We start from the raw sequence: 16,710 nt of genomic DNA, 5'->3' as shown, positions 1-16,710 counted from the left end.
TCAGTCCTTCGGCGGCTGGCCAATCGGCTGCGATCCATCGACCCAGCGACCGACCTTGAGCGAGTCCATCTGCTCCTTCGTGCCCGGCGGGCGGTGATAGGCGCCGACTTCATCCCGATCCGGTGTGAACACCTTGCCGGAGACCGGATTGGGATAATGGAATGGCACGATGTAATAAGCAGGATAGGTCAGGTAGACGACCGAGGGCGGCAGATCCGGCGGCGGATCGAACTTGTCCGGCCAGGTGTTGTTCATCGCCCATTTGCCCCAGCCTTCCCAGCTTGTGTACATGGTGAAGGGACCGGTCAGGCGGCTGATCTTCCAGACGCCATTCTCCTTACGATATTCATTCTCGTAGAGCGGCAGGCCCCAGCCGCCATTGCTCATCACGAAGGCGCGCGCCCGCACCCAGCCGGTCTTGCCGTCTGCGGAAATGTCCGGGATCGGCTGGAACTGCATGTGGTTGGCGAGTGCACCCTTCTTGGTGCCGTCCGGCCCGAAGGCCTTCTGCATATATTCGAGCACCCGCGCCTTGCCGAGGAAGATGCCCTTGCCGCCGATCTCCAGCGTGGCATCCTCGGTGAACAATTCGGACAGCGGATGCCATTGGCTTTTGTCAACGAAGTAGCCGTAGCTGCGCTGCAGCTTCTCGATGGCGTTCATATCCTCCAGCCGGGTAATTCGCTCGTCGAGCCCGGCCAGCCGCTCCGCCGCTGTCTGGGCGGCGACTGGCGTGGTGGAGAACAAAGCGGAGGCGGCAAGGAAGGCCGCGACGATGCGTGTCCGGTTCATCATGGCTGCCTCATCCCCTTGGCTGCGCTGCTTTCTTCCCGCTTGCCGGTCTCCATGCCCCGTTCGGGCCGGCCGACGATATCGTCCCCGTCCATCGGCAGGTTCTTGAGCGGCGCGCCGGTGACCGGGTGACTGTAGCTGAAGGCCGGGAGGTAAGCGTTCGGGAAGGAACGATAGACCTCCGTGGGCGGCTGATCCGGCGGGAAGAGCGCGCTCGGCCCCTCCATCTGGATCGCATATTTGGCGAAACCGAGGTCGTAATCGGTCATGGCCGTGACGTAGAAGTGTAGTTTGTCGAACTTCCAGACGCCGCCTTCCTTCACATAGCGGTTTTCATAGAGACCGACGCCCCATTTGCCGTTCTCGCCGGTGCGCCCGAGCATGACCATGCCCTGCCAGCGCCCGGTCGCCGTGCGGCCATCGGGCGCGACGACGACGATGGGCTGCAACATCATATGATTGTTGAGGCTGCCCGCGCTCAGCCCCTGCGGACCGAAGAGCAGCATCGCCTGACGGATGCGGGCCGGGCCGATATAGACCCCGCGCTGCCCATATTCGAACTGGCCGCGCGCGGCGAACAGGTCTGCCGCCTCGTTCCACAGGCCCTTGTCGAAATAATAGCCGAAGGTGGCGGTGAGGTTCTCGATGGCAAGCTGGTCCTCCAGCGCTTGCACCCGCTTCTGATAGGCGGCGACCTTGCCCCGCAGCGCCGCGTCACTCTGGGCGGCGGCGGGCGCAGGCGCCGTGATGACAAGGCCGCCAATCAATGCGGCCATGATGCTGGTGCGAGCGCTCATTGCACGGTCTCCGACACGGGCTGGCCAGTCACGGGATTGGGCGCGTGGAATGGCGGGAGCGTGCGATCCGGGAAGGCGCGCGTGCTGGTCGACGGGCGATCCGGCGGCATGGCCTTGCTGGCCGCGCTGCGTGTCAGCCCCTCACCGGGCTTGAGGCGTGCCCAGCCCTTTTCATAAGGCGCCACGAAATTGATGTAGAGGTGCAACCGCGCGATCTTCCACACGCCGTCCTCCTTCACATAGTCGTTCTCGTAAATGCCGTCGCGCCACTCGGCGTGCTGCTTGTGCTGGCCGAGCATCCCGAGGTCGCGCCAGCGCGCCTTGGCGCTGCGGCCATCGGGCGCGACATCCACGACCGGCTGGAGCGTCACCCACTCATTGAGCTGGCCATAGATCAGCCCATCCTGCCCGCCATGCAGGGCCTTCAGATAATCGCGGATGCGGTCCTTGCCGATATAGACACCATCGGCGCCGATCTCGATGCTGCCCTTGTCCGCGAACAGGTCGGCGGCGTCCTGCCACAGGCCCCGGTCGAGATAATAGCCGAAGGCGCGCTGCAGCTTCATCACGGCGCGGGCGCCCTCCAGTTTCTCGACGCGCGTGGTGAGCGTGTCTATCTCGCGATCGATAGCGCTCTGGGCCTGTACCGGCCCGGCCGCGACGAGCAGCGCGCCCAACCCCAGCGCCAGCCATGCCGCGCGGCTCATCGCAGTTCTCCCATCGGCACGGCCCGCAAGGCGAAGGCGCCTGGGTCCTGCCCCTTGAGGGCGGGATCGAAGAGGAAGCGGCCCTTGCTCTCTACCGCATAGGCAAAGCCACGGAAGTGGGTGACGCCGGGCACGCCGTCCATGCCATCCTTGAGCAGTTTCACGGTCACGTCATCCCCTTCGATGGTGAGCAGGCTGATCCGCCCTGCCGGCCCTTCGGCCTGCAGGAAGCGATTGCCCCCGATGGGCCGCAGGCCATCCGGGCCGTTGAGCGGCTGCGAGACATTGAGCTTCGTCAGGCCGGCAAAGCTGCCATCCCCTCGCCGATTGACCCGCAGCATCGTGTTCTGCCGGACATTGTTGACGTAGAGCGTGCCATCCTCGCTGAAGGCGATGCCATCGACACCGCCGAGCAGGGCCTTGTCCTCGACCAGCAGCGACACCGCCTCTGCACCCGGTGCAAGCGTGAAGATGCGCCCATTGGTGGTCTCGGCGATATAGGCCGTGCCGTCTTTGGCGAGCGCGATGTCGTTGCAGGCGCTGGCCGGCGCCGGCATCTCATAGCGCTTCTTGAGATCGCCCGATGCGAGGTCGAAGGCGACGAGCGCGGACACCGCCCCTGCCTGCCCCATCGGCACCGAGCAGGCCCAAAGTGTGTTGGTCCGCTCGTCGACGAGCACGCCCAGCACCGCCGCCAGCTTGTTCTTCTCGTCCGGACGGATCCAGGCGACGGCCTGCGTACTGCCCGGCACGGCGCGGTAGATGTTGCCCTTGAAGCTGCTGATGTAGAAATTGCCCTTGGAATCGACGTCGGCATTCTCGGGGAACACGCCCTTGTCCGCGACGATGATGTCCTTCGGCAGCGGCTTGGCGAACGGCGCGGGCATGAGATAGGGCACTTCGTTGGAGATCGTCTCGATCCGCGCGATGCGGCCATTGGCGATCTTGAAGATGCTCACGAAACCGACGGTGCGCGCATAATGCGCCTCGGCCGGGTAGCTCTGGCCGTCCCGCCCGGTGAACTGCATCTGCGCCCCGGAGAGGTCGCGATAGCCGATCGCAGCGACCAGCCCGCGTGCCTCATCGATGGCCACGACCTCATGGCGCAGAGCCTCGACCTCACCGAACAGGCCGCGCGTCAAAGGCGCCGCACAGCCGGCATCCTTTGCACTTTTGGCGGCCAGCAAACCGGTCACCGGCACGCCATTCTCGATGGTCGTGCAGCCCTTGTCGAAGCTGACCGCCGGTCCTTCCCCATTCGCGGCGACCGAGGAGAAATAAGCATCGACCAAAGCCTTCATCTGACCGCGCGGCAGACGTGCCTTCGGGCTGAGGCTGCTCGTCAGGCTCTTGGCCGGCGCGTAGGTAACCGGATCACCGAAGGGCTGGCGCCCCTGCTTGCGCCGGATGACGGATTGCACGGCGGCAATCCTGCCGCCCTCCGTCGCCATGTCCATGGCGTAGAAGCCGGGCTGGCCATGATCCTCGACAGAACCGAACCAGACCACGCGGCCCGTCTGGCTGTCCGTCACCACCAGCGGCGCATCATCGACCGCCTTGATGGTGACCCAGGAGTTTTCGCCGATGCGCACCGGCACGCTGTTCTCGGCGTAGAGCACCGGGTCGGCCCATGCCACGCCGACCGGATCGGCCTTGGCTATCGCGCTCATAAAGCTGCCCGCGAGCTGGCTGAGGCAGGCGGAGTCGCAAGGCGCAGAAGATTGTGCCGTGGTCTGCGCCATGGCCGGCGCGGTGACGAGCGCGCAGAGCGCGGCTGCGGTGAGAAACGCGCGCCTCATTCGCCCTGCTCCCCATGCTCGCGGCCGGTCGCCCAGGGATTGTGCATGAAATAGGGCACATAGGTGAACACGGCCTCGATCTCCTGAATCGCGCCGTCTCTCACGCGGAAGGCTTCCAAGAGCGTGATCGAGTTCGGCCATTTGAGCGCGGTCTTCATCTCGCGCCCGTCGGTCAGCTTGTAGCGGTCCACCTCATTGTCATGATCGAAGAAGCCGGAGGCAATGACGACGCCGCGCTCCTCGTCGACGAGAGGGAAGCGCCTCTCGCGGATGCGCTTGTTGATGTAGTAGATGCCGAGCTTGAACTGTTCGAGGCAGCCCGAGGCCAGCGAAGCCGCATTGCCATTCGCGCCCGGCTCGGCGGAAACGCCCTTGCCCGGCGCGGTCGTGCTGATGCCATTCTCCAGCCGCCCGCAATCGCCCGTGAACGGCGCGAACACCGTTCCGTCATTTCGCTCGACGGTGTTGAAATAGCTCTGCGCCACCGCAATCAGCCGCGCCCGCGAGACGCGCTGATCGGGCGGCAGAACCTCGTTGAAGGCAGGGTGATGCGCGACCTTGTCCGGATCGCCAAAGGGCGCCGGCAGACCCGTGCGGCGATGCACGACCGTCTCGATCTGGTCGATCTTGTCGTCTTGCACGCGCATCCGCATCGCATAATATGCGGGCTCGCCATGCTCCCACACCACGCCGAACCAGGCGACCTGCCCGGTGAGCGGATCGGCGGCTTCGAGGCCCGTCGGCGCGACCTTGCTGATCGAGCGCCACAGACCCTTGCCGATCGGGATGACGACATTGTTCTCGGTAAACTGCACGTCTGCCGCGAGCTTGAGGGACGAAGGGTCCTTCTTCGCCAGCGCCGCCATGTAATCGCGCGCATAGCCGATCAGACAGTCGCGGTTGCACGTCGGAATATTGACCGCACTGCGCTCGCCAAAGGCCTGCGCCATGGCTGGTGTCGCCGTCGTTGCCAGAAGCGCGGCGCCTGCCGCGACCATCAGCCGCGTGTGCCAGCGGTGAACCCTGTTGCTCACAAATTTCCCCTCCTGTCGCCTTCCGCCCAGCGATGCCTGCACTGATCGCTTGTTACGGAGCGGGGCCACCATAAGGGGCGTTTCGCGCGCTTGTCACGCGCTGAAGGTCGGAAAAGTCACGGATTTCCAGATCAGCCCGGCGAATGTCCGGCTCGATCAAGGTCGCCCTGAGGGGCCGGCGTCGAGAGGGCGTCGGGCGACGCCTTCTCCCGTCAGGGCGAGCCCTCACGTGCAGATGGTCGCGGTGAGGACCGGTATGCCGGTATACAAGATGCTGACCAGACCGGTGGCGGCGCTGGCAAAGGCCAGCCAGGCCAGCAGGTCCATACGACCGGAGCGGGGCCGAAAGACCCAGCATAGCCATGCCGCCGCACCAACCGAAACCAGGTAGATGACGACCAGCACCACCCGCGCGGCGCTCACGCTGGCGAGGCCGGCATCGTCCCAGCCCCAGGCGCAGGCGAGGCCCTGCACGGCATATAGCAGCGCGAATGCCGCCGCCCAGGCGATCAGCCCTGCCATCGCTCTGAACAGCGCAGTCATGCCAGCAGTCCGGGAAGATGGGTGCACATGAGCGTGATGGCGCAGACGGCAATGGCATAATCCGCCCAGAGCCGCGCGATCCTGGGCTCGGCACCATGGGTAGCGGCCACAAATCCTGCCCGACGCCGTTGCCAGACGAACAGGCCGATCAACAGAGCGAGTGCCGCATGCAACATGGCGTAGCCGAGCAGCGCGGCCACCACCGCCCCATAAGCATGCAGCGTGGGCGCGGGGGCCAGCAGCCAGGCCGTCACGATCAACGCAGCCAGCAACGTCGCCAGCCCACTCCCGGCAATGGCAACATGGCGCAAGCGGCGGCCGAACAGCGTGGTCACCCCCGCCCCCGCGAGCCCCGCCAGCAAAATCGGGAGGGAAGGCAGGACGAGCGCCGGCGGGGGCCAGTTCGGGGCGATGATCCAGAGAAAGGCATGGCCGAACAGGAGCGCGCCGAAGAAAGTACCGTTGGCGAACAGCAGGAACACGCTGCCCCACCAGCCGGGCGATCCGCCTCTCTCGGCATGGGGCGGCGCCTCGACCCCATGTCCGATGGGCAGCGCGCCGCGAACCTGCTTGTCGCCAAGGAGCCACGCCCAGCGCCAGCCAAGCGCCGCCAGCAGGATGAGCGGCACCGGCGTCAAGATGTAGAGCTTGAACAGCATCAGCAGGAAGAAGCTGCCGGTAACCATCGCCGTCCACAAAGGCAGCGTCGTGTTGCCCGGCAGGACGACGATGTGCTCCACCCGCCCGCTTGCCGTGTCGACGGCCAGCGTCTCGCGCCAGCCATGGCGCGGCTCGGCGAGATAGCCCTCCCCGCGCGCCAGCGAAAGCGCAAGGTCGGGCGCCTTTTCGAGCGGCTCGCGGTCATCGACATGGGGCAGGCTCGCGATGTTGTAGGATGGCGGCGGCAGCATCATCGCCCATTCCAGCGTGCCCGCATTCCACGGATTGCGGCGGGTGCGCGGCGCGTGGAAAATCTGCAGCGCGATATCGATGACGAACAGGGCCACGCCGGTCGCCATCACAAAGCCGCCGACCGACGAGAGCAGATTATAGCCCGTCCAGCCGAGCCCCTCGGGATAGCTGTCGATGCGGCGGGGCTGGCCGAGCAGGCCGACCAGATGCATCAGGAAAAAGGTCAGGTGAAAGCCGGTGAAGATCAGCCAGAAGGCTGCCTTGCCGAGCGTGTACCTATACTGCCGCCCCGTAAAATGCCCGAGCCAGTAATAGGCCGCCGCCAGCATCGGGAAGACGAAGCCGCCGATCAGCACATAATGGAGATGCGCGGTGACGAAGGCGCTGTCATGCGCCTGCCAGTTGAACGGCACCATGGCGACCATCACGCCGGTCAGCCCGCCCATCACGAAGGTGACAAAGAAGCCGATCAGGTAGAGCATCGGTAGCTTCATCTGCGGCCGGCCGGCCCATAGCGTGCCCAACCAGGCAAAGATCTGCACCCCGGTCGGCACCGCCACCAGCGTCGAGGCGGCCGAGAAAAAGGCCAGCGCCATATGCGGGATGCCGACGGTGAACATGTGATGCACCCACAGCCCGAAACTCAGGAAGCCGAGCGCGAGGATCGCCGCCACGATCCAGCCATATCCAAGGATGCGGGTCCGCGCCATGACCGGCAGGATCGTCGAGATCGCGCCGGCGGCGGGCAGGAAGATGATGTAGACCTCCGGGTGGCCGAACAGCCAGAAGAGGTGCTGCCACAGCAGGGAGTCCCCGCCCCGCGCCGCATCGAAGAACGGCCAGCCAAACGCGCGTTCCAGTTCGAGCAGGATGGAGCCGAGGATGAGCGGCGGGAAGCCGATCAGCATCATCAGCGCGGTCACCAGCATGTACCAGGCGAATAGCGGCATCCGATCCAACGACATGCCCGGCGCCCGCAATTTGAGGATCGAGACGACGATGTCGACCGCCGTCACCATTGCGGAAATCTCCACAAAGGTGATGCCGAGCAGCCAGAAATCGGAATTGATCCCCGGCGAATAGGGTTTGGAGGAGAGCGGCGTGTACATGAACCAGCCGGCATCGGGCGCGATGCCCAGCAGCATCGCCACGATCAGCATCGTGCCGCCGAACAGATAGCACCACCAGCCATAGGCCGTGATACGCGGGAAGGCGAGATCACGCGCGCCCAGCATCTTGGGGAGCATGTACATCGCGAACCCTTCGAACATCGGGATCGCGAACAGGAACATCATGATGCTGCCATGCATCGTGAACAGCTGGTTGTAGATATCCGGCCCGACAAAGGCGCTGCCCGGCGTCGCCAGCTGGGCGCGGATCAGCATCGCCAGCAGGCCGCCGATCAGGAAGAAGATGAAGGCGGTTACCATCAACCGCACGCCGATCACGCTATGATTGACCGTCGAGATGGTGCCCCGCCAGCCGCGCGGCGTTCCCCAGATGCGCTCTAGGGCACGGTGAAGCTGGAGCGCCTTCACTGCCCCTCCCCCGCAACAAAGCGCGCCCAACCCGCTGGATCATGCGCGACGACGCGGAAGGCGTGACCCGTGTGCCCCGGGCCGCAAAACTCGGCGCACAGGCCATGATAGACGCCCGGCACGCTGGCCTCGATGCGCAGGACATTGCGATGGCCGGGAATGGCATCCATCTTGCCCGCGAGGCGCGGCACCCAGAAAGCGTGAATGACGTCGAGCGTCCGCAGTTCGACATCGACCGGCTGGCCGGCGGGAATGTTGAGCACATCCTGCGTGACGACACCGCCGGTGCGGCCGGGCTGCGTGAAGGTCCACTGCCACCGGCTCGCTTCGGCAACGACGCGCAGGGTCTGCGCATCGTTGCGCGGCAGCAGCCGCTCGCCAATGACCAGACCATAAGCTAGCAGCGCGACGAGAACGACGGACGGGAAGATGAGCCCGCCGCCGATGATCCACCGCTTGGCCGAGGTCGGGCGCTCCAGTGAGCCGCGTCGAAAGGCGAGCGCGAGCAGCGCGCAGACCAGCACAAGGATCGCCACCGCCCCGGCCAGCATGACCCACCACAAGGACGCGATAGCATCCGCCGCCGGCCCTGCGGGCTCTAGCGTCGAGTAGCGGCCGGCACAGCCGCTGGAGAAAAACGCCGCGCCGGGCATTATGATCCGAGAGCGCAGACAGCGTAAAGGACGGCCATGCCCAGCACCGAACAGCGCGAGGATGCGCTGACCGACCCGATCAGCGCGAACCCCTCGTTCGATGACGCGGAATCGAAAATCGCCGTGTCCGGCCACCCCGTTCACGCCATGCTCGTCTCGTTCCCGATCGGCCTTGCGGCCTGCGCGCTCGGCGCCGATCTCTTCTACTGGTGGACCGGAGACGGCTTCTGGGCGCGCGCGGCGCTGTGGAGCACCGGCATGGCCTTTCTGATGGGCCTGCTCGCCGGCCTTTCCGGAACGGTCGAGCTGCTTAGCGTGCCGGGTATTCGCGCTCGTGCGGCAAGCTGGACGCACTTCATCGTCGCGATCACCTTGCTGTCCGTCCTCGGCGCCAATTGGGGCTATCGGCTGTCCGGCTATGAATCCGCCGTGCTCCCTTATGGCCTGCTGCTCTCCGTGCTGTCGGCCATTTTCGTGGCCTTTGCCGGGTGGCATGGCGGCAAGCTGGTGTTTGACTATCAAATCGGCACCTCGTCGACCGGCAATTGACGGCCGCGCGGCGTCGTCAGCCAGTCCGGCATGGTCAAGTCGATGGAGGGCTTGCTCAGCACGATCGCAAAGATCGCCGCGCACAGAAGGAGGGCGAGCAGCACGAGCGGCAGGATCGGTGAGGGCTGACGCTGATTGCCATGCTCGCCCATCCGCACGACGAGATTGCCGATCCAAGCGTGCAGCCCGACCAGCAGCCCCACGAACAGCAGCTTGCCGAACATCCAGGGCACGAACACTTCGCGCAGAAACAGCAGCGCCGTGCCGGCCGCAACCGCGATCACCGCAGCCGGGGTCAGCAAATGAGTATAGCCATAATGGGTGAAGCGGCGGATGCGCTGATACGCCTGCTGACCCTGCCCGCGCTCATGCTGCGCCAACAGCAGCGGCAAGGCGATCAGGCCGGCAGCCCACAACAGGATCGCGGCGATGTGCAATCCCTTGATGAGCGGAATCCACGCTGTCACGCGGGCGTCCACCGCCAGCCGTCGCTCCAAGCGCGCCGCGCGATCAATCCGGCGATCACGGCATAAGGCAGCATCGCCGGCACCCACATGATCAACCCGGCAAGCTGCTGATCGTGCAAGGGATCGATCCCATAAGTGAGGGGCGCAATGCGGTGATGGGGATAAAGCACGCGCGGCGCGAAGGTGATCAGCGCGCCCAGCAGGCCCATCTGCCCCACGCCAGCGGCAAGCGTGACCATCGCCGCCGGCCATGCCGCGCGCGCCGAGAGTATCGCGTGCCAGAACCAGATGGCGGTGCCGAGCAGGGAAATCTGCATCAGCCAGTACAGGGCATGATCATTGAGCGCCGCCGTGTAGAAAGCGGGAATGTGCCAAAGCCAGAGCGTGCCCGTGGATGCGGCGAGGGGCAGCGCCGCGCTGCCGGAGCGCCCGCGTGGCAAAAGAAGCGCGAAGACCGGCGCCGCGCAGGCGACCAGCAGAATGTGGTGCACGGTTCTCGCGGAGAACAATGCGCTAGCGAGGGCACAGAGCGGCGATACAAACGCGACCAGCAGAATGCCGCAACCGGCGGCGACGAGACCGGGCCGCTGTCGCCCGACGGTCGCGAGCAGCAGGATCGTCCCGCCCAGCATGGCGGCCAACAACCAGGGGTCGAAGTTCCAGCTGAGTAGAAGCCGGCTCGGATCCGGTGGTGCGCCACAATAAGGGATATTCGTGACGATTATACTTCCCCGAAAAGGTCCCAGGAGGAGATGAGCAGCATCCCCGCCGCCACATGCCAGACCAATTGAACCAACGCCGCCAATCCATGAGGGTTCCCGCCCGCTGGAACTGGCAGCACACTTGCGAGAAAGGTCCGCAGGCTAACACTGGCGTCGTCACCCCGTGCATCTGCATCTCGGAGGATTTATGGACATTTCTGAGGCCGGCGGTCGCACCATTGCGGCCGACATCGAAACCGCCTTCAACAGTACTGACCTGGCCCTGCTCGATCTGGCGCGGCTGACGACAAGTATCCTCGAAACCAAACGTACCACGGTGATTGAGCCGGCGCGCTTTCAAAAGCTGTTGGATGATATGTCTGCCGCTCTATCAAATCTCGTCGAGGGACGTCGCAAGATGGTCGCGGTGCACAGAGCGCTCGTCTTGATCAAACGGGAAAGCAACTTGGCTGAGGTCGACTTCGGATGTTTCGGTATTGCTAACAGAGCAGCCGGCAAGCAGCCGGTCGATTCTCAGCGAAGTTGATACCGTTCAAGCCCGACCTTTCGCGACTGCAACTTGGCTGCTCATGCGTTTCACGAGCCGCAGTGTCAGGCGCCGACCCGCGTCGTTCGCAAATTGACGCTGTGATGAGCCTATGCCATAGGCGTCGCCGCCGCCGCGGTTGCCAAAACGATGCAACAGGGACGGCCTGATCAGCGCGAAACGCCTGATTAGCGGGTGTAGCTCAATGGTAGAGCAGCAGCTTCCCAAGCTGACGACGGGGGTTCGATTCCCCTCACCCGCTCCAATTTCCAGAAATTCCTACCAGCATTAAGCCGCCGAACCGGTTGAATTTTCCCGCTCGCACGGTGCATTTGAGGGTGGCCGCTCCACTGCGCTTGATCCACGCAGCGGAGGTCGGCAGATTCAGCGCGTGATGGCCGCTTCCTGACTGATGCGGCCCATTCGTCGGCTCGGGAGACAAAGAATGCGATCAGCGCTGGCAGCCCTCGTCATGATGATCGGCGCGATGTTTCTCTCGAGCGCAGCGACTGCCCAGCCGGCGCAGGCCTCCTCCGGGGGCGAGCCGTCTTCCGCTGCCTGCGTGAAAGACTCGAACGTCGACAGTTGCTGGCAGGCTGGCGTCGCGGCGGAACGGCGGGGCGATGCACGCGCCGCCCTCGCCGCCTATGAAGCATCCTGCGACGCGGGTTTTCAAGTGGGCGGCTGCTATGAGGCCGGGAAGATCTATTTTCTGAACAGCACGCTGCGGGACTATGGCGCCGCGAAGGAGAAAATGGCGCGCGTCTGCGATTCATCCGACATCGGGATCGGCCCCTATGCCTGCAAATATCTGGGGATCATCTACCGCAGGGGCCTCGCCGGCCAACCACAGTTGGACAGGGCCTTCAACATCCTGTCCCGCGCCTGCTTCCTCCACAATGACAGCCCGTTCATCGACGGAAATGGCTGCGAAATCCTCGCGGATGACATTCCAGACGCTGATGCGTTGGGCGTCTCTGACGATGTGTGGGCGCCGGACTATATCGCTTATCTGGCCTTCGCGATGGGCTGCACCGACGACATGCCAGCACTCTGCACCCGCGCGCTGACGATCCATGACCGCGCCGTCGCCACATCGGCCGGTTGGCTCGCGCGCTGCGCCGAGGATGCCGGGGCAGTGCAGTTCTCGGGGCGATGCGGGGATCTCGCGCGCGCCGCTACCGTCGACAATTTCGACCAGCGGCAGGCGCTTCGCCGGCGCCTCGTGCGGATGTTCGTTCGCGCGACGGAGTATGCGGGATAGAGCACGCCCCCGCATCACCGCCAGGCGCGGGCCGCCCTCTGTGCGTCAGATACCGCCGTCGACCGGCTGAAAACCCGCCGCGACCAGCGCCGCGTTGAGATCGTCCACGCAGGCATCGAGCCGCGCCTGATCGGTGGCGCGGACTACGAAATTGGCCCCGACCTTGCCTTCGCGGAAGAAGGGATAGCTGCCGATCTGGCACCCCTCGTGCTGCCGCTCGATCTGGGCGAGCTGATCGGCAATCTCGCTTTCGGCCACATTGCAGCCAATGGTGCGCGAGAGCAGCGGCGCGCCGCCCTCGAGCTTGCCCGTCAGTTCCGCGAGCATGCCTGCCGTGATGTGCGGCACACCGGCCATGATGAAGATGTTGCCGACCTGAATGCCCGGGGCGCCGGAATAATGATTCGGGATCAGCGCGGCGCCCTCCGGCACGCGCGCCATGCGCAACCGCGCCTCGTTGATGCCGCCCCGCGAGGCGTAATAGGCTTCCAGGATTGCACGCGCTTCGGGATGGACGACCACGGGCACGCCCAAGGCAGCCGCGATGGAATCGACCGTGATATCGTCATGCGTCGGGCCGATGCCGCCGGTTGTGAAGAGATAATCGTTGCGGGCGCGCAGAATATTCACCGCCTCGCCAATCGCCGCCGCATCATCGCCCACCACGCGCACTTCCCGCAGGCGGATGCCCTGCACGTTCAGCCAGGTGCCGATCTGCGCCACATTGCGGTCCTGCGTGCGACCAGAAAGAATCTCGTCGCCGATCACGAGAAGGGCGGCAGTCCAGATGCGTTCGCTCATCGCCCGGCTTTAGACCCGGCGCCGCATCGCGCCAAGCGAGACCGGAAAATTTCTGCCCTGCGCTGTCATCCGCCGCCAGCCGCGCGCTGGACGATGAGCGCCTCAAGGCGCGAGAAACGGTCGGGCGGGAGGAGTTCCGCCGGATTGTAGGTAGCCTCAAAGCACGGGATATCCTCGGGCAGCGCCGTCCATGGCATTTTGCTGGCGGTGAAGATCACTGCGTCCAGCTTCACCCGCGCGGGGTCGTCCAGCGTACCGACCCGCACCCCCGCGCCGAGCCTGCCCAGTCGGGGATAATAGCTCCAGAGCGCCGTGCCGCATGCACTGCAACGGCAGATGATATGGTCGCCGCCACTGCCCGCCTTTACGACATGCTCGCTGAGCGTTCCGCTCAAGAGGTCCACGCTTTCGGCCTCCACGAACATGTTGACGACCGACGTCGACCCCGTCTGCACCTGGCAGCGCCGGCAGTGGCAGTTGTTCACGAAGATCGGCGCGCGCGAAACGCGATAGCGCGCCGCGCCGCACGCGCAGCCTCCGCTGAGGTCCCCTCCGGCTATTTCGGCAGCGTCCTGCATTGCGTCCCCCCTTCCCCTGGCAAGCCTATCGCCTTTCCGCACGCCTCCCCCTATATGGAGCGGATGACGACCTATCTCACGCCGACCGCCGAAACCCAGAACGTCCGCACCTCCGCCATCAAGCTGCATGGCCCGGAGGGCTTTGCCGGAATGCGCAAGGCGGGCCGGCTGGCCGCCGAGATTCTCGATGCGATCGTACCACTGGTCGTGCCGGGCGCGAAGACCTCCGACATCGATGATTTCATCCGCCAGATGATGCTGGATGCCGGCGCCGTCCCCGCGACACTGGGCTATCACGGCTATGCCTATAGCTGCTGCATCAGCCTCAACAATGTGATCTGCCACGGGATGCCGGGCGACAAGCCGCTCAAGGACGGCGACATCGTCAACATCGACGTCACCCCGCTGGTCGAGGGCTGGCACGGCGACACCAGCCGCATGTACCTGGTCGGCGATGTGCCGGTGAAGGCGCGGCGCCTGGTCGACGTGACTTATGACTGCCTGATGCTGGGCATCGAGCAGGCCAAGCCGGGCAATCATCTCGGCGACATCGGTCATGCAATCCAGAGCTATGCCGAACGGCATCGCTACGGCGTGGTGAGGGATTTCTGCGGCCACGGCCTCGGCCGGGTGTTCCATGACGCGCCCGAGGTGATCCATGTCGGACGGCCCGGCACCGGCCCCGAATTGCGGCCGGGCATGATCTTCACCATCGAGCCGATGATCAATGCCGGCAAGCCGACCGTGAAGATACTCGAGGATGGCTGGACGGCGGTCACGCGCGACCGATCGCTCTCGGCGCAGTTCGAGCATTCGATCGGCATTACCGAGGATGGCTGCGAGATTTTCACGCTCAGCCCCAAGGGTTTGCACCGCCCGCCTTATTGACGCTGGCCGCTATCCGGAGCTCGTGTTTCGACAGGCGCAGATCGGTGCCTATTATTTGGGCAACTGCTGTCCAAAATGCCCGAAATCCGGGCAATATCGACAAGTCACCGCAAAGTGTCCAATGCTTCGCTGGTGATTCGCGAACGGGCGCTGTAGCGTCCGATTTCCTGCGCGGTCGCGCATGTCGCCTGGGTCGAAATCGTCCGGGCAGCATGTCGCGGTCCGCAATCAAACCGCGAAACAAAGGGGTGCGTTTGACATGAAGAAGGTGGAAGCAATCATCAAGCCGTTCAAGCTGGATGATGTGAAGGAAGCGCTGCACGAAGTCGGCGTATCCGGAATCACCGTCACGGAGGCGAAGGGCTTCGGGCGACAGAAGGGTCACACCGAGCTTTATCGCGGCGCCGAATATGTCGTGGACTTCCTGCCGAAGGTGAAGCTCGAAGTGGTGGTGGCGGACGAGATCGTCGATCGCGTGGTCGATGCCATCTCCAGCGCCGCACAGACGGGCCGCATCGGTGACGGCAAGATCTTCGTCATCCCCGTCGAAAAGGCCGTGCGCATCCGCACCGGCGAGCTCGACGAAGCTGCCATCTGACCGTTTCCGTTCGCTGACCGAAGACTCGCAACAACTCAGACCAAAGAGAAGGTAACATCCTCATGGCCAATACGCCCAAAGATATCCTCAAGATGATCGAGGAAAAGGAGATCGAATGGGTCGATCTGCGCTTTACCGATCCCAAGGGCAAGTGGCAGCACCTGACCATGTGCGCCGGTGTGCTGGGCGAGGACGAGCTTGAGGAAGGCCTCATGTTCGACGGCAGCTCCATCGAGGGCTGGAAGGCGATCAACGAGTCCGACATGATCCTGAAGCCCGATCTGGACGCGGTCTATGTCGATCCGTTCAGCGCGACGCCGATGATGATCCTGTTCTGCAACATCGTCGAGCCCTCGAGCGGCGAACTCTACGGTCGCGATCCGCGCTCGACCGCCGTGCGCGCCGAGGCCTATGTGAAGGCCGCCGGTTTCGGCGACACCGTGTATGTGGGGCCAGAAGCCGAGTTCTTCATGTTCGACGACGTCCGCTTCAACACGGACTACAACGAGTCCTTCTACAAGATCGACGACATCGAGCTGCCGACCAATACCGGCCGCGAATATGAAGCCGGCAACCTCGGTCACCGTCCGCGCGCCAAGGGCGGCTACTTCCCCGTCGCGCCGGTCGATCCCTGCACGGACATCCGCGCCGAGATGGTCACGACCATGCTCGAAATGGGCCTCCCCTGCGACAAGCACCACCATGAGGTGGCCGCTGCGCAGCACGAGCTGGGCCTCACCTTCGGCACGCTGGTCACCACCGCTGACCGCATGCAGATCTACAAGTATGTCGTGATGATGGTCGCCCAGGCCTATGGCAAGAGCGCCACGTTCATGCCCAAGCCGATCGCGCAGGACAACGGCTCGGGCATGCACACCCACATCTCGATCTGGGACAAGGGCAATCCGCTGTTCGCTGGTAACGGCTATGCCGGCCTGTCCGACATGTGCCTCTACTTCATCGGCGGCGTCATCAAGCACGCCAAGGCCCTTAACGCCTTCACCAACCCGACGACCAACAGCTACAAGCGTCTGGTCCCCGGTTTCGAGGCGCCCGTGCTGCTGGCCTATTCGGCCCGCAACCGCTCGGCTTCCTGCCGTATTCCTTACGGTTCGGGCGCAAAGGCGAAGCGCGTCGAGTTCCGCTTCCCGGACGCGATGGCCAACCCCTATCTGTGCTACGCCGCGCTGCTGATGGCCGGCCTCGACGGCATCGAGAACAAGATCCACCCCGGCGAGGCGATGGACAAGAACCTTTACGATCTGCCGCCCGAAGAGCTGAGCCAGGTTCCCACGGTTTGCGCCTCGCTGCGTGAAGCGCTGAACAGCCTGGAAGCCGACCATGACTTCCTGCTCAAGGGCGACGTGTTCTCCAAGGACCAGATCGACGCCTATATCGAACTGAAGTGGCCGGAAGTGTACCGCTGGGAAATGGCGCCCAGCCCGGTCGAGTTCGACATGTACTACAGCTCCTGATCTTCAGGATTAAGCGAAACGGAAGGCCCGGGATCGAAAGATCCCGGGCCTTTTGTTGTGGGTGAAT

General features: G+C 64.4%; 18 protein-coding genes and 1 tRNA gene. 7 read left to right on the top strand and 12 right to left on the bottom strand.

Annotation, left to right across the window (positions count from 1 at the left end; translation table 11 throughout):
* From M2332_RS15400 to coxB, 8 genes are all read right to left on the bottom strand, one after another.
* The gene (locus M2332_RS15400) at nt 1-795 is read right to left on the bottom strand and encodes a nuclear transport factor 2 family protein (protein ID WP_264574740.1); all 795 of its coding nucleotides are present in this window, start codon (nt 793-795) and stop codon (nt 1-3) included.
* A complete protein-coding gene (locus M2332_RS15395) occupies nt 792-1,589 on the bottom strand; it encodes a nuclear transport factor 2 family protein (protein ID WP_264574739.1) in 798 nt (265 codons plus the stop codon). The genes M2332_RS15400 and M2332_RS15395 overlap by 4 nt, the downstream gene beginning before the upstream one ends.
* Complete coding sequence (locus M2332_RS15390; RefSeq protein WP_264574738.1) at nt 1,586-2,296, bottom strand: nuclear transport factor 2 family protein; 711 nt, start codon at nt 2,294-2,296, stop codon at nt 1,586-1,588. The genes M2332_RS15395 and M2332_RS15390 overlap by 4 nt, the downstream gene beginning before the upstream one ends.
* A complete protein-coding gene (locus M2332_RS15385) occupies nt 2,293-4,095 on the bottom strand; it encodes an SMP-30/gluconolactonase/LRE family protein (RefSeq protein WP_264574737.1) in 1,803 nt (600 codons plus the stop codon). Before M2332_RS15385 ends, M2332_RS15390 begins: the two co-directional genes overlap by 4 nt.
* On the bottom strand, nt 4,092-5,129 hold the full coding sequence (locus M2332_RS15380; RefSeq protein ID WP_264574736.1) for a hypothetical protein: 1,038 nt from the start codon (nt 5,127-5,129) through the stop codon (nt 4,092-4,094). The genes M2332_RS15385 and M2332_RS15380 overlap by 4 nt, the downstream gene beginning before the upstream one ends.
* 225 nt (nt 5,130-5,354) lie before the next feature.
* A complete protein-coding gene (locus M2332_RS15375; protein WP_264574735.1) occupies nt 5,355-5,672 on the bottom strand; it encodes a hypothetical protein in 318 nt (105 codons plus the stop codon).
* Nucleotides 5,669-8,122: a cytochrome c oxidase subunit I gene (gene ctaD / locus M2332_RS15370; RefSeq protein WP_264574734.1), complete on the bottom strand. Its 2,454-nt coding sequence runs from the start codon at nt 8,120-8,122 to the stop codon at nt 5,669-5,671. Before ctaD ends, M2332_RS15375 begins: the two co-directional genes overlap by 4 nt.
* Entirely contained in the window at nt 8,119-8,775 is a 657-nt protein-coding gene (gene coxB, locus M2332_RS15365) for a cytochrome c oxidase subunit II (RefSeq protein ID WP_264574733.1), read from the bottom strand. Before coxB ends, ctaD begins: the two co-directional genes overlap by 4 nt.
* Before the next feature lie 36 nt (nt 8,776-8,811).
* Here coxB and M2332_RS15360 point away from each other — a divergent pair, with 36 nt between their 5' ends.
* Complete coding sequence (locus M2332_RS15360) at nt 8,812-9,324, top strand: DUF2231 domain-containing protein (RefSeq protein ID WP_220128507.1); 513 nt, start codon at nt 8,812-8,814, stop codon at nt 9,322-9,324.
* Here the strand turns inward: M2332_RS15360 and M2332_RS15355 are convergent.
* Together M2332_RS15355 and M2332_RS15350 are read right to left on the bottom strand one after the other, a co-directional pair.
* A complete protein-coding gene (locus tag M2332_RS15355; RefSeq protein WP_264574732.1) occupies nt 9,294-9,803 on the bottom strand; it encodes a CopD family protein in 510 nt (169 codons plus the stop codon). The two genes, M2332_RS15360 and M2332_RS15355, sit on opposite strands and share 31 nt — an antisense overlap.
* On the bottom strand, nt 9,788-10,423 hold the full coding sequence (locus tag M2332_RS15350; RefSeq protein ID WP_264574984.1) for a cytochrome c oxidase assembly protein: 636 nt from the start codon (nt 10,421-10,423) through the stop codon (nt 9,788-9,790). Before M2332_RS15350 ends, M2332_RS15355 begins: the two co-directional genes overlap by 16 nt.
* A 277-nt stretch (nt 10,424-10,700) precedes the next feature.
* Here M2332_RS15350 and M2332_RS15345 point away from each other — a divergent pair, with 277 nt between their 5' ends.
* The 3 genes from M2332_RS15345 (at nt 10,701) to M2332_RS15335 (ending at nt 12,303) form a co-directional block, all read left to right on the top strand.
* On the top strand, nt 10,701-11,039 hold the full coding sequence (locus M2332_RS15345; RefSeq protein ID WP_264574731.1) for a hypothetical protein: 339 nt from the start codon (nt 10,701-10,703) through the stop codon (nt 11,037-11,039).
* A gap of 191 nt (nt 11,040-11,230) precedes the next feature.
* A tRNA-Gly gene (locus tag M2332_RS15340) sits at nt 11,231-11,304 on the top strand.
* A gap of 180 nt (nt 11,305-11,484) precedes the next feature.
* Nucleotides 11,485-12,303, top strand: coding sequence for a hypothetical protein (locus tag M2332_RS15335; protein WP_264574730.1), 819 nt, complete (start codon nt 11,485-11,487; stop codon nt 12,301-12,303).
* A 45-nt stretch (nt 12,304-12,348) separates the two neighbouring features.
* Here the strand turns inward: M2332_RS15335 and M2332_RS15330 are convergent, their stop codons facing one another.
* Together M2332_RS15330 and M2332_RS15325 are read right to left on the bottom strand one after the other, a co-directional pair.
* Nucleotides 12,349-13,104 (bottom strand): competence/damage-inducible protein A, encoded by a 756-nt coding sequence (locus tag M2332_RS15330; RefSeq protein WP_264574729.1) that lies wholly within the window; start codon nt 13,102-13,104, stop codon nt 12,349-12,351.
* A 65-nt stretch (nt 13,105-13,169) separates the two neighbouring features.
* Nucleotides 13,170-13,682: a GFA family protein gene (locus M2332_RS15325; protein ID WP_264574728.1), complete on the bottom strand. Its 513-nt coding sequence runs from the start codon at nt 13,680-13,682 to the stop codon at nt 13,170-13,172.
* Between the two features lie 63 nt (nt 13,683-13,745).
* On the opposite strand from M2332_RS15325, the gene map reads away from it, so the two are divergent.
* The 3 genes from map (at nt 13,746) to glnA (ending at nt 16,643) form a co-directional block, all read left to right on the top strand.
* Nucleotides 13,746-14,570 carry a type I methionyl aminopeptidase gene (gene map / locus M2332_RS15320; RefSeq protein WP_264574727.1) on the top strand — a complete coding sequence of 275 codons (825 nt, stop codon included), beginning with the start codon at nt 13,746-13,748 and terminating at the stop codon, nt 14,568-14,570.
* A gap of 259 nt (nt 14,571-14,829) precedes the next feature.
* The gene (locus tag M2332_RS15315; RefSeq protein ID WP_181559032.1) at nt 14,830-15,168 is read left to right on the top strand and encodes a P-II family nitrogen regulator; all 339 of its coding nucleotides are present in this window, start codon (nt 14,830-14,832) and stop codon (nt 15,166-15,168) included.
* A gap of 62 nt (nt 15,169-15,230) precedes the next feature.
* Entirely contained in the window at nt 15,231-16,643 is a 1,413-nt protein-coding gene (gene glnA / locus M2332_RS15310) for a type I glutamate--ammonia ligase (RefSeq protein ID WP_181559031.1), read from the top strand.
* Nucleotides 16,644-16,710 lie beyond the last annotated feature (67 nt).

It is taken from the genome of Sphingobium sp. B11D3A (assembly GCF_025961695.1).
Taxonomy (GTDB): Bacteria; Pseudomonadota; Alphaproteobacteria; order Sphingomonadales; family Sphingomonadaceae; genus Sphingobium.
This window is presented reverse-complemented; position numbering and strand designations above follow the sequence as displayed.